The organism is Corallococcus caeni (genome assembly GCF_036245865.1).
GTDB lineage: Bacteria > Myxococcota > Myxococcia > Myxococcales > Myxococcaceae > Corallococcus > Corallococcus caeni.
Map to the genome: position 1 here is coordinate 773,826 of NZ_BTTW01000004.1, position 14,135 is coordinate 787,960.

At 71.2% G+C, this 14,135-nt stretch carries 3 protein-coding genes; all 3 read right to left on the reverse strand.

Going from position 1 to position 14,135, the window contains the following annotated elements:
- Positions 1-20: 20 nt before the first annotated feature.
- Entirely contained in the window at positions 21-731 is a 711-nt protein-coding gene (locus tag AABA78_RS21305) for a cupin domain-containing protein (RefSeq protein WP_338265093.1), read from the reverse strand.
- Between the two features lie 62 nt (positions 732-793).
- On the reverse strand, positions 794-2,455 hold the full coding sequence (locus AABA78_RS21310; protein WP_338265095.1) for a class I adenylate-forming enzyme family protein: 1,662 nt from the start codon (positions 2,453-2,455) through the stop codon (positions 794-796).
- A gap of 34 nt (positions 2,456-2,489) precedes the next feature.
- Positions 2,490-14,129 carry a non-ribosomal peptide synthetase gene (locus AABA78_RS21315; RefSeq protein WP_338265096.1) on the reverse strand — a complete coding sequence of 3,880 codons (11,640 nt, stop codon included), beginning with the start codon at positions 14,127-14,129 and terminating at the stop codon, positions 2,490-2,492.
- Positions 14,130-14,135 lie beyond the last annotated feature (6 nt).

Genomic DNA, 14,135 nt, shown 5'->3' on the forward strand with positions numbered 1-14,135 from the left:
TGCCCCAGGGACCGCCTGTGTCATTTGGTCCGGATCTCGTCGATCAGACGGGCCGACAGGCCATTGACCATGGTCCGGTTGATCATCGGGTGCGCTTCGTGCGTGGGGCCGAAGTCGCTGTCCGGGTGGTAGGCGACCACGGACATTTCGGAGTCCGTGGTGCGGAAGGAGTGCGGGCCTTCGGCGCGAATGACGAACACGCGGCCCGGTATGAGCGGGATGATCTCCGTGGGCGTGACGCATTCGCCGTGCCCGCGAATCACCATGCCCACGCGCATTGACGGATGCGTGTGCTGCGTCTGATCAATGCCGGGCGGGAAGAAGAGCAGGTTGAAGCAGGCGTCGCCCATCATCACCGGGGGAATCAGCAGCGAGTCGGTGCAGCCGTCGATGTACTTGAGGCGCCCGCGCGCCTCCACCGGACCGCCAACCTGGAAGAAGCCGTTATAGCCCAGGCGGGAGATGGCAATGCCCCGGCCGCTGCCGTGCACCACGGCCTCGCCGGGCGCGGAGAAATACATGCCGCCGCGCAGCTTGAACTCACCGGCGGCATGCTCCAGCGTCACCGTGCCGTCGTAGACGTAGCCGATGTGCGTGGCGCCGGCCGGCAGCTTCAGCCGGTCTTCCGACCAGGCCCACAGCTGGGTGGAGAACGTGTCGTCCTTCATGTCCGCCAGCAGGCCGTGCGCGAGCGGAAAGGGAATGAAGCTGTCTTGGGGAACGGCGTGCATGAGGTGGTGCTCCGGTGGAGGCAAGGGGACGGTGCTGGAATCGGCCGGACTGGCCCGGGGTGTCAGGTGCCCACGACGGGTTCGCTGCCAAAGTTGCGCCTGGCGTAGGCCTGGAACCGCTGTGCCAGCACGGCGCGCTTGACCTTGCCGGTCGGCGTCGCCGGGATGGGGTCGGCGCCGAACAGGACCACGCGCGGCCGGTAGCGGACGGAGCAGGCCTTCACTGCGTCCAGCACCTTTCTTTCGTTGTCAGGCGTGCGGGGCACCACGAGGTACAGGCCGATCTCCTCGCCCGCCGCCTCGTTGGGAAAACCCGTCACGGCGAAGCGGCCGACGGCGCGCAGCGCCTCCAGCTCGGCCTCGATGGCCAGCGGCGAGAGGTTCTCACCGTAGCGGATGACGATCTCCTTCTTGCGTCCGGTGACGAAGATGTAGCGCTCGCCGCCGACCAGGGCGAAGAAGCCCAGGTCTCCGGTGCGCAGCGCGCCCTCGCCCAGGGCCGCTTCGGTCGCGTCCCCGGCGTCCCAGTAGCCGCGCATCAGGGTGTGGCCTGTCACCACGATTTCACCCTCCTCCTCGGCGCCGGCGGGCGAGCCGTCCGCGCGGCGGATGCCGATGTCGCAGCCGAACAGGGCCGGGCCGATGCTCGGCACCGCCCAGTGGCCCATGGAGCGCTCCAGGTCGGCGTCCGGGACATCCCAGGGAAGGGTGGCGGCGAAGTTCACGCATTCGCTCAGGCCGTAGCCCTGGTGGATGGGGATGCCCGTCCTGTCGACGAACTCGCGCGCCACCGTCTTGGGCAGCGGCGCGGCGGCCGAGGTCACGTACTTGAGGTCGGGCAGCGTGTCGCGCGGCACCGGCATGCGCGAGAGCACGCGGATGATTTCCGGCACCAGCGAGATGACGTCCACGCGCTCCGCGCGAAGGATGTCCCACACCGCCGCGCCCGGCAGGCCGGCGCTGAGCACGACATGGCTGCCCGCATAGAGTGAGGCCACCATGGAGAAGCCGAACGCGTTGGCGTGGAACAGCGGCAGCACGCACATGTGCACCCGGCGCCGCGCCAGGTCATGGATCCGCGACAGGCCCTCCGCGTTGACCAGCAGGTTGTAGTGGCTCAGGCACACGCCCTTGGGCGCGGAGGTGGTGCCGGAGGTGAACAGGATGACCGCCGGGTCGTCGGGCATCACGTCACGGGCTGGCCACTCGAAGCCCGCGTCGCCGTCGGCCGCGAGCGGCAGGGCCGGCAGTGCCACCATGCCGCCCGGTCTGGCCGCGACCAGCTCCGCTGACACCTCGCGGCCGGTGACCACGAGCCGGGGGGTGACCTTGTCGGCGATGAGCTGCAGCACGCGCGGCGATTCGGTGTTGCTCACCGGCACGGTCACCGCGCCCAGCGACATCAGCGCCAGGTGCGTGGCGAAGGCCTCCGGGCTGTTGGCGGACAGCACGATGACGCGGTCGCCGCGCGTGATGCCGTGCCCACGCGCGAACCAGTGCGCGAGTGCGCGGACCTGGCGCAGCAGCGCTGCGGCGTCGAAGTGCAGCACGCGCCGTTCCGCCTCGTACCAGGTGAGCGCCGGCCCTCCGTGCGCCGGTACGCCCGCCAGCACCTGGGGCAGCGTGGTTCTTTCGATCAACCGGTCTTCCGGGCCGCGGCCGCGGTAGCCGCGCGCGGCGGCGTGGCGTGACAGCGGCGGGATGGCCGATGCGGCATCGCTCATGGGTTTCCTCCCGGCATTGCGTTCCTCCACGGGGTCATATGATTCCTTCCTCTTCGTCGTTCGCGTCCTGCGCGGAGGCGCCCGGCGGCGGCGCCCCCTGCACGGACCAGCGCACGTTGGCGACGTACTCGGCCAGCGCCGCGAGCGTGCGGAGCTCGAACAGGGTGCGCAGCGGCAGGTCGACGCCGAACACCTCACGCAGCCGCGCCACCATCAGCGTGGCCAGCAGCGAATGGCCGCCCAGGTCGAAGAAGTTGTCCTGCGCGCCCACGCGCTCCACGCCCAGCACCTCGGCCCAGATCGCGGCCAGGCGCTCCTCCTCGGGCGTGCGCGGCGCCACGTACTCCGCGCCGCCGCCCGGCGCTGGCAGGGCCTTCCAGTCCAGGGTGCCGCGCGGCGTGCGCGGCAGCGCGGCCAGCACCACCACCGCGGACGGCAGCATGTGCCGAGGCAACCGCCGCGCGAGCGAGGCGTGCCATTCGGCGTCCGCCGCATCGGCGGGCACGGCGGCATCCGCCACCACGTAGGCAATCAGCCGTGGCTGGCCCTGCGCGTCCGCGCGTGCGGCCACCACCGCCCGCGCGACGCGCGGATGCATCCGCAGCGCCGCCTCGATCTCGCCGAGCTCCACCCAGCCGCCGGCGATGCGCATCCGTCGCGGCGGCTCCAGCAATTCCAGGGCGCCGTCGGCGCGCCGGCGTGCCAGCTCACCCGTGCGGTAGAGCCGCTCTCCCTCCACGAAGGGCGATGGCAGGAAGTCGCGTGCCGTGGAGTCCGGCCGTGCCACGTAGCCGCGTGCCCATTCGGCAGCGCTCACGTACAGCTCGCCATACACGCCCGGCGGAAGCGGCATCAGCCGCCGGTCCAGGACGTAGGCGCGAAGCCCCGGCGCGGGCAGGCCGATGAACGCACCCCTCGCGTCTGGTGGCAGCCTGGCCATGCCGTACACGCTCACGTCCTCGGGCGCGGCCGCCTCCGCCGGTTCCTCCCGCGGCGCGAGCAACAGCCGGGCGCCGACGGCGAGCGGCTGCAGCAGGCTCTGCACGGACGGCTCGAAGCCGAAGGCCTCTGGGGGTGGCTCACCCGCGGCGCTGGGGTGCCGCGCCATCATGGCAACCTGGTTCGCCAACCCGCGGTGCGTGAGCATCAGCAGGCGGGCCGCGGCGGACGCATCCCAGGTGACGGCCAGGCACGCGAGCTGGCCGGGGTGAGCCACCCTGTCCACGGGCGTGTCCGGCAAGGCCGCGATGCGCTCCGCCAGCCCGGTCAGGTCCAGCGCGGGGCAGCCCTCCCGCGCCAGCGCATCGGCGTAGCCGTCCGTGCCGAGCACGAGCGCCGCCGCGCCCTGGGCAAGCAGCTCGCCCAGGCGCTCGGGCGGATGGGCCGGGTCCAGCGGCAGGCAGGCCAGGCCCGCCTTCAGGATGCCCAGGCAGGCCGCGAGCGTCGCCGGCGACCGCTGCATCACCAGGCCCACGGCGCTTTCGGGTGCGAGGCCCAGCGTGCCCAGGTACCGGGCCAGCCGGTTCGACCACGCATCCAGCGCTCCATAGCCCAGGGATTCGTCGTCCCAGGCCAGGGCGATGGCGTCCGGGGCATGCCGTGCCTGCCGCGCGACCCGCCGGTGGAGACAGTCGGCTTCCGGTCCGGACGCGGTGGCGTTCCAATCGACCAGCAGTTGGTGCCGCTCCGCATCGCCCAGCAGCGCGAAGCCGGACAACGCCTGGTCTGGCTCGGCCACGGCCGCCGCGAGCAGCGCGACGTAGTGCGTGCCGAAGCGCTCGATGGTCGCGCGGTCGAAGAGGTCCGTGGCGTATTCGAACTGGCAGACGACGTCGTCGTCATGCCCATGCAGTCGCAGCATCAGCTCGAACCGCGCGCTCACCTCGTCACTGTCCAGGACCTCGGTGCGCAGGCCCGGCAGGTTCACGAAGCCCTGCGGGTCCTCGGTGAGGAAGGAGTTGATCATCACCTGGAAGAGGGGAGGGCGAGAGAGGTCGCGCACGGGGTTGAGCTGCTCCACGAGCTTCTCGAAGGGCAGGTCCTGGTGGGCGTAGGCCTGGAGCGCCGTCTCCCTGGCGCGCGTCAGCAGTTGTCGCAACGACGGGTCTCCAGACACGTCCGTGCGCAGCACCAGCATGTTGACGAAGAAGCCGATGAGGCCTTCGGTGCGGCGGTCCGTGCGGCCGGCCACGGGTGTGCCGAGGACGATGTCCTCCTGTCCACTCCAGCGGGAGAGCAGATGCTGGAACCCGGCCAGCAGCACCATGAACAGCGTGGCGCCCTGCGCGCGCGCCAGCGCCTGCAGCTGCCCGGTCAGCGCCTTGGGCAGGGCGAAGGACACGCTCGCACCCCGGAAGCTCTGCACCGGCGGGCGCGGATGGTCCAGCGGCAGCTCCAGCGCGACCGGAGCGCCCGCGAGCCGCTGCTTCCAGTACTCCAGCTGCCTTTCCAGCGCCGCGTCCCGCAGCCAGCCGCGCTGCCACAGGGCGTAGTCGGCGTACTGCACTGGCAGTTCCGGCAGCGGCGATTCCCGGCCCTGGGCATACGCGTTGTACAGCGCACCCAGTTCGCGGATCAGCACTCCCAGCGACCAGCCGTCGCTGACGATGTGGTGCATCACCACCACGACGATGTGCTCCTCGGGCGCCAGCCGCAGCAGCACGGCATGGAAGAGCGACCCCTTGGCGAGGTCGAAGCGCCTGCCCGTCGCCGCGTGAATGGCGTGCCGCGCCTCTTCCTTGCGCGCCGCCGCCGGCAACGCGGACAGGTCGATGCGCTCCAGCGCGAAGCGACCGGGCGGCTCGACGAGCTGCTCGATGGTCTCATCGTCGGCCGCGAAGCGCGTGCGTAACGCCTCGTGGCGCCGCACGATCTCCGCCAATGCATGCTCGAAGGCCCGGCCGTCCAGCGCGCCGACGAAGCGCACGGCGCCCGTGATGTTGTAGGCAGCGCCCAGCGACTCGATCTGCTCCAGCAGCCACAGCCGCTCCTGCGCATAGGACAACGGCAGGCGGGCGGGACGCTGCTGCACGGCGAGCGGTGGCACGTTCAGCCCCTGGCCCTCGCGCCGGGCCGCGTCCAGGGCCGCGCCGAGCGCACCCAGGTGCGGCGTCTCGAACAGCGTGCGCAGCGGCAGCTCGACGCCGAAGGTGTCGCGCAGCCGCACCACCACCTGCGTCGCCAGCAGCGAATGGCCACCCAGCTCGAAGAAGTTGTCCTGTGCGCCCACGCGCGCGACCTGGAGCACGTCCGACCAGATGGCGGCCACGGCCTCCTCGGTGGGCGTGCGCGGCGCGACGTAGACTCGCTCCTCACCGCTGATGTCGGGTGCCGGCAGCGCCTTGCGGTCCACCTTCCCGTTGGGCGTGAGCGGCAGGCGCTCCAGCAGCACGATGTGCGAGGGCAGCATGTAGTGCGGAAGCGTCCCCTGTAGCGCCACGCGCAGCTGCGCCGCGTCGCGCGCCTCGGGCTCGCAGACCGCGTAGGCGACGAGCCGCTTGTCACCGGGGCGGTCCTCGCGCGCCATCACCAGCGCCTGGCGCACCCCGGCCACGGAAGACAGCGCCGCTTCAATCTCTCCCAGCTCGATGCGGTAGCCACGCACCTTCACCTGCTCGTCCAACCGCCCCAGGTACTCCAGCCTGCCGTCCTCCAGCCTGCGCGCCGCATCCCCCGTGCGGTACATCCGCTCGCCGGCTTCTCCGTGCGGATTGGGGACGAAGCGCTCCGCCGTCAGCTCCGGCCGCCTCAGGTACCCGCGCGCCAGCCCGGCCCCGGCCACGTACAGCTCGCCCGCCACTCCCGGCGGCACCGGCTCCAGCCTCGCGTCCAGCACGTACGCGCGCAGGTCTCCAATGGGCACGCCAATCAGGCTCGCGCTCTTCTCCGCGTCCCGCGGGCCCAGCGCATGGTGCGTCACATGCACCGTGGTCTCGGTGATGCCGTACATGTTCACCAGCAGCGGTGCGTCGGCTTCGTGCCGCTCGTACCAGGGCTTCAGCCGCTGGAAGTCCAGCCGCTCGCCGCCGAACACCACGCTTCGCAGTGCCAGCGGCAGCTTCAGCTGCCCGTCCGCCTCCAGCAGTTGGTAGAAGGCCGAGGGCGTCTGGTTGAGCACCGTCACGCCTTCCTTGGAGAGCAGCTCCAGGAAGGCGGGCGGCGAGCGCCTCACCGCGTCGGGCACCACCACCACGCGTCCGCCATACAGCAACGCGCCCCAGATTTCCCATACCGAGAAGTCGAAGGCGAGCGAGTGGAAGAAGCTCCACACGTCGCGCTCGCTGAAGTCGAACTGGGACGTCGCCTGGAAGAGCCGCAGCACGTTGCCGTGCTGCAGCAGCGCCCCCTTGGGTTTGCCCGTGGAGCCGGAGGTGTAGATGACGTAGGCGAGGTGCCCGGGCCCGCTGAGCGGCGGGAGGTTGGCGTCGGGCAGTCCCGCCACCGCCGGCCAATCCCTGTCCAGGCACCACAGCGGCTGGCGCGCACCGGCCAGTCGCTCCACGAAGGACTCCTGGGTGAGCACCAGGGCGGGCCGTGCGTCCTCCAGCATGCCCAGCAGCCGCTGCGCGGGGTAGTCCGGGTCCAGTGGCAGGTAGGCACCGCCGGCCTTGAGGATGGCGAGCAGGGCCACCAGCATGTCGATGCCGCGCGAGGCGCACAGGCCCACCAGCACGTCGGGCCCGACGCCCAGGGAGCGCAGGTGGTGCGCCAGCCGGTTGGCGCGCGCGTTGAGCTCGCCGTAGGCCAGGGAGTGGCCCTCGTGGGTGAGCGCCACCGCCTGGGGCCGGCGGGCCGCCTGCGCCTCGAACAGCCCGTGCAGCGTGCCCTCCACCTCGTAGCGCGACGCCGTGTTGCACGCCGCCAGCAGCTGCTTCCGCTCTGCTCCCTCCAGCAGCGGCAGCCGTGAAATGCGCGTCTGGGGCGCGTCGCATGCGGCCTCGGCCAGGCACTCCAGGTGGTGGTGCCAGCGCGCGAGGGTCGCGGCGTCGAACAGGTCGGTGTTGTAGACGTAGTCGACCAGGAGCCGGTCGCCCGTCATGCGCATCTCGACCTTGAGCTCGAAGTCGGCCTGTACGCCCAGCTCGCTCGACCGGCTGGCGATGCGCAGGCCCTCGGCCGAGGTGAAGTCATCGAGCGCGCCGCCCAGCTCCGCGTCGTCGTAGTAGTTGAGCACCACTTGCGCGTAGGGCATGTACGAGGCGTCGCGGCTGGCCACCAGATGCTTGAGCACCAGCTCGAACGGCAACGGGTAGTCGTGCACCGAGAGCACCTGCCGCGCGGTGGCGTCCAGCACGTCGGCGAACGAGCTGTCCTCGCGGGCCGTGCTGCGCAGCGTGACGATGTTGGCGAAGATGCCGATCAGGTTCTCCGTGCCGTAGGACCGATTCGCCGACAGGCTGCCCAGGCACAGGTCGTTCTGACCGGTCAGGCGGTGGAACAGCGCCTTGAACGCCGCGGCCATGACCATGAACAGCGTCGCGCGCGAGGCGCCACCCAGGGCCGTGAGGCGCCGCGTCAGCGCGGGCGACAGCGCGGCGCGGTGCAGCTGCCCGCGGTAGGTCATGGCCGCCGAACGCGGCCGGTCGGTGGGCAGCGACAGCAGGTCGGGGGCGCCCGCGAGCTGCTCCTTCCAGTAGTCGAGCTGTTCGCGCAACGCCGGGCCGCTGAATTGCCGACGCTCCCAATCGCAGTAGTCGACGTACTGGATGGGCAGCGGCGCGAGCGGCAGGCCGTCGTAAAGCCGCATCACCTCCTCCAGCAGCACCCGGAACGACCAGCCGTCGTAGAGGATGTGGTGCAGCGTGAGCAGCAGCACGAGCTCGCCCTCGGCGGCCTTGAGCAGACGCACGCGGAACAGCGGTCCCTGCTCCAGGTGGAAGGGCGTGGCCGCCTCCTCCCGAATCCTGCGCGCGACGGCGTCGTTCGCCTGCGTCGAGCCGAGCCCGCTGAAGTCCTCCACCGCCAGGCGCAGGGGCGCTGGTGGCGCAATCACCTGTCCGGGCACGCCGGAGCGGTGGGTGAAGGTGGTGCGCAGCGGCTCGTGGCGCGCCACCAGCATGTCGAAGGCGCGCGCGAGGCGCTGTGCGTCCCAGGCACCTGACAGCGTGAGCGCCACCGGCATGCTGTAGGACAGGACTCCGGGCTGGTACTGCTCCAGGAACCAGAAGCGGTTCTGCGCGTAGGACAACGGCGCCGTGCCCTGGCGCGGCACCGGTTCGATGCGCGCCGTCACACGCTGGCGCGTGCCGCGCCCGGCCTCGATGCGCGCGGCCAGCTCGGCCACGCTGGGCGCCTCGAACAGGGCACGCAGCTGCAGCTCCACCTCCAGCTGCGCGCGCACCTTGGAAATCACGCGCGTGGCCAGCAGCGAATGGCCGCCCAGGTGGAAGAAGTTGTCGTGGATGCCCACGCGGTCCAGGCCCAGCACTTCCGCCCAGATGCGCGCGGTGGCCTCCTCCATGGGCGTGCGCGGCGCGACGTAGCCTGCCTCGCCGCGCGTGAGGTCGGGGGCGGGCAGCGCCTTCTTGTTCACCTTGCCATTGGGCGTGAGCGGCAGCGCGTCCAGCACGACGACGTGCGCCGGCACCATGTAGGCCGGCAGTTGCTCGCGCAGCCGCTCCAGCACCGTGTGCTGCAACCCGGCCTGCCGCTCCTCCGAGTACGGCTCGTGCGCCAGTGCGCGCAGCGAGGCGTCGTCCGCGCCCGCCGCCGGGTACAGGGCCGACCAGTCGATGGCGCGCGGTGCACGCAGGAACACCGCGTGCAGCCCTCCCTCGCCGCCCGAGGCGAGCGCGAAACGCACGGTGTAGCCACGCTCGGCGGCCAGCGCCTCCAGGCGCGCCGGGTCCACGCCCGGAAGGGGCTGGGCGTCCAGCTCGCGCGCGAGCTCGGCCGCCGTCGCCTCATCGGCCATCCGGTGCAGCAGGCCGTACGCCGCGCGCATCGAGGCGAGCCGCGCCTGCGGGATGTCGCGCACGGCCAGGGATGGCGGCGCCTCGCGCGTGAGCCGCTGGCGCACGGCCTCCTCGCTCTCCCAGCCTTGCCAGTCCGGCGCGAGCTCGGCCGCGGCCTGGCCCACGGAGATGACCACGTCGTAGCGGAAGCGCGTCAGCTCGTTGTCCACCTGGCCGCGCTTGGGCAGGACGTTGATGCCGCTGATGCGCGGGAAGCGCCGGCGCAGCGCGAAGAACCAGGCAGGGTCGACCAGCAGCTCGGCCTCGCGGCGCGCGTTCTGCGTCGCCAGCTGCCGCAGCTCGCCGACGCGGGCGTCCGGCTCGGCCTGGTGCAGGGCCATGGAGGCGTGCAGCAGCTCCAGCAGGCCTGCGTGCCGGAGGTCGCCCACGAACACGTGGCCGGACGCGCCGAGCTGCCCGAGCGCGCCCTCCAGCACGGTGTCCAGGTAGGCCAGGCTCGGGAAGTACTGCGCCACCGAGTTGATGACCACGGTGTCGAAGGGCCCGCCGGGCAGGTCGCGCAGCGCATCCGCCGGGCGCTGCAGCAGCGAGAGCTCGCAGGGCATGGGCTCGCGCGCGGCCAGGCCGCGGCGCAGCTTGTCCAGCACCACGCCCGAGAGGTCGGTGCCGCAGTACCGCGTGCACGACGGCGTCAGGCGGTGCAGCAGCAGGCCGGTGCCGCAGCCAATCTCCAGCACCCGCTCCGGTTCGAGCGCGCGGATGCGCGCCACCGTCTGGTCCACCCACTCGTGCATCTGCGCGGCCGGGATGGGTTGGCGGTCATAGCTGCTGGTCCACCCCGAGAGGTCGAAGGTCAGGTCGTCCGGCGTGGCCGTCTGGCCGTAGATCTGGTCGAACACCTGGTTCATGCCGGCGACCTGCTCGGCTTCGGCCAACGGCGCCGCGCGGCGTTGGAGCAGGCCCACGTGTGGCGCGGCACGCCCGTGGGCGTGGGCCCGCGCGTCGCGCTCGCGCACGGCGTAGATCTGGTAGACGCCCGTGCCCTGCATGGCGCGCTTCTGGTGCACCACGCAGCCGAAGCCGTGGCCCGCCAGCAGACGGCGGATGGTGTCGACGCGGCCGTCGATGTCGTGCGTCTCGATGACCAGCTGGCGGATCTTCGGCCAGTCGCCGGGCTCGATGCCCGACAGCACGTCGAGCTCGCTCTTCTCGACATCGAGCTTCAGCAGGTCGATGCACTCCACGCCCGTCTCGCGGATGGCCTGCGACAGCGTGATGATGCGGCAGGGGTGGACCTCGGCCTCGAACTTGCCTTCCAGCAGCTCGTCCAGGAAGGAGCCCGACTCCTCCGACTGGTTCCTCAGGAACCGCTCGGTGAGCGCCCGTTCGGTCCGGGCATCCGCGTACAGGCCCGAGTTGACGGACATGTTGCGGTAGTAGTGGATCTGCGTGGTCTGCTCGCGGTCGGACAGGCCGAACGGCATGGCGGTGGCGCCCGGCGCGTGGAGCGCCACGTTGCGGGCCATCACGTCGAACACAGGCGGCACCGGCTCGAAGGAGTAGACGCGGGGGCGAGCACAGCGGTCGTGCACGAACAGTGTGAACAGTCCGATGTTGGCGCCGACGTCGAACACCACGCAGTCGTCGTCCAGCGTGATGCCGTTCTGCAGGTAGACCTCCTCCTCGAAGATCTCCTCGAACACGGCGCGCGTCTCGTGCTGGTTGAGGTGGGCGATGCGGATGCCGTTGGGCAGCTCGTAGCGGTCCTGCGCGTCCTCTTCCTGCGCGCTCGGCACGACGTAGGCGACGAGCCGCTTGTCACCGGGGCGGTCCTCGCGCGCCATCACCAGCGCGTGTCGGACCCCGGCCACGGAAGACAGCGCCGCTTCAATCTCTCCCAGCTCGATGCGGTAGCCACGCACCTTCACCTGCTCGTCCAGGCGCCCCAGGTACTCCAGCCTGCCGTCCTCCAGCCTGCGCGCCGCATCCCCCGTGCGGTACATCCGCTCGCCGGCTTCTCCGTGCGGATTGGGGATGAAGCGCTCCGCCGTCAGCTCCGGCCGCCTCAGGTACCCGCGCGCCAGCCCGGCCCCGGCCACGTACAGCTCGCCCGCCACTCCCGGCGGCACCGGCTCCAGCCTCGCGTCCAGCACGTACGCGCGCAGGTCTCCAATGGGCACGCCAATCAGGCTCGCGCTCTTCTCCGCGTCCCGCGGGCCCAGCGCATGGTGCGTCACATGCACCGTGGTCTCGGTGATGCCGTACATGTTCACCAGCAGCGGCGCGTCGGCTTCGTGCCGCTCGTACCAGGGCTTCAGCCGCTGGAAGTCCAGCCGCTCGCCGCCGAACACCACGCTTCGCAGTGCCAGCGGCAGCTTCAGCTGCCCGTCCGCCTCCAGCAGTTGGTAGAAGGCCGAGGGCGTCTGGTTGAGCACCGTCACGCCTTCCTTGGAGAGCAGCTCCAGGAAGGCGGGCGGCGAGCGCCTCACCGCGTCGGGCACCACCACCACGCGTCCGCCATACAGCAGCGCGCCCCAGATTTCCCACACCGAGAAGTCGAAGGCGAGCGAGTGGAAGAAGCTCCACACGTCGCGCTCGCTGAAGTCGAACTGGGACGTCGCCTGGAAGAGCCGCAGCACGTTGCCGTGCTGCAGCAGTGCCCCCTTGGGTTTGCCCGTGGAGCCGGAGGTGTAGATGACGTAGGCGAGGTGCCCGGGCCCGCTGAGCGGCGGGAGGTTGACGTCGGGGAGTCCCGCCACCGCCGGCCAATCCCTGTCCAGGCACCACAGCGGCTGGCGCGCGCCGGCCAGTCGCTCCACGAAGGACTCCTGGGTGAGCACCAGGGCGGGCCGTGCGTCCTCCAGCATGCCCAGCAGCCGCTGCGCGGGGTAGTCCGGGTCCAGCGGCAGGTAGGCACCGCCGGCCTTGAGGATGGCGAGCAGGGCCACCAGCATGTCGATGCCACGTGAGGCGCACAGGCCCACCAGCATGTCGGGCCCGACGCCCAGGGAGCGCAGGTGGTGCGCCAGCCGGTTGGCGCGCGCGTTGAGCTCGCCGTAGGCCAGGGAGTGGCCCTCGTGGGTGAGCGCCACCGCCTGGGGCCGGCGGGCCGCCTGCGCCTCGAACAGCCCGTGCAGCGTGCCCTCCACCTCGTAGCGCGACGCCGTGTTGCACGCCGCCAGCAGCTGCTTCCGCTCTGCTCCCTCCAGCAGCGGCAGCCGTGAAATGCGCGTCTGGGGCCGCGCGACCGCGGCCTCCACCAGCACCAGGAAGTGCCGCGCCATGCGTTCGATGGTCGAGCGGTCGAACAGGTCGGTGCTGTATTCGATGAAGGCCCGCAGCCGCTCGCCCGCCTCCGCGAAGTCGAAGAAGAGGTCGAACTTGGCGGTCTGGCTGCGCGCCGCGTCGGGCTCCAACACCAGCTCTGGCAGGGCCAGCCGTCCCATGGGCGCGTTCTGCAGGCCCAGCATCACCTGGAACAGCGGCGTGTGGCTCAGATGCCGCTCCGGCGCCAGGACGTCCACCAGCTGCTCGAAGGGCAGGTCCTGGTGGGCATAGGCCTCCAGCGCCGTGCGCCGCAGCTGCTCCACGAGGTCCAGGAAGCTCGGGTCGTCCTCCAGGCGCGTGCGCAGCACCAGGGTGTTGACGAAGAAGCCAATCAAAGGCTCGAGCTCGCCGCGAGTGCGGTTCGCGATGGCCGTTCCGATGCAGACGTCGTGCTGACCGCTGTAGCGCGCCAGCAGGACATTGAGGGCGGCGGCCAACGGCATGAAGAGCGTCCCCCCGGAGCGCAGGCCCAGCGCGCGCAAACCCGCGGTGACCGCGGGCGGCACCTCGAAGGAATGCGTGGCGCCACGGTGGCTCTGGGTCGCCGGCCGCGGCCGGTCGGTGGGCAGCGCCAGCAGCGTCGGCGCCCCGTCCAGCCGGGCCTTCCAGTACGCCACCTGCTTGTCCAGCTCCTCGCCGGACAGCACCTGGCGCTGCCACTGGGCGAAGTCCGCATACTGGATCCGCAGCTCGGGAAGGGGCGAAGGACGGTTCTGGGTGAACGCCGCGTAGAGCGCGCCAAGCTCACGCACCAGCACACCCATCGACCAGCCGTCGGCGACGATGTGATGCAGGGTGAGCAGCATCAGGTGTTCCGCCGCCTCCAGCCGCAGCAGCCTGAAGCGGATCGGTGGTCCTTCGGCCAGATTGAATGGCGTGCGCGCTTCCTCCTGCATCCGCGCCAGCGCCTGGGTTTCCCGCTCGCCGCCGGGCAGCGCGCTCAGATCCTCCTGCGCCAGTGTCAGCGTCAGGTGCGGCACGATCTGCTGGAACGGCGTGCCGTCGCTCATGACGAAGCGGGTGCGCAGGGCTTCATGGCGTCGCACGACTTCGTTCAGGCTTGCTTGCAGGGCCGCGATGTCGAGCCGTCCGCGCATCCGCACGGCCACCGGGACGTTGTAGAACGGGTTGCCTGGCTCCAGCTCGTTCAAGAACCACAGCCGCTGCTGGGCGAACGAGAGCGGAAGCGGCTTGTCGCGCGCGACGCGTACCAGCGGTACTCGCGCCTCGTTCGTCGCGTTGCGCGCGGCAAGAAAGGCGATCAGCGCCTCGCGGTTCGCGCGAATGCGCTCGCGCAGCTCACTGCTGATGTTGCCCTTGGGCGCGCCCAGTCGGAGGTTCGACCCATCGACCGCGAGCGTTGCTCCGGCCGCGGCGATTTCGGTCAGGATGTCGTCAAGCGTGGTGCGGACGGCGGTGTCGGACGGTGACAAGGCGGG

Coding starts and splice junctions, on each gene's coding strand:
- AABA78_RS21305 (WP_338265093.1), bottom strand. CDS start 731: ATGCACGCCGTTCCCCAAGACAGCTTCATTCCCTTTCCGCTCGCGCAC.
- AABA78_RS21310 (WP_338265095.1), bottom strand. CDS start 2,455: ATGAGCGATGCCGCATCGGCCATCCCGCCGCTGTCACGCCACGCCGCC.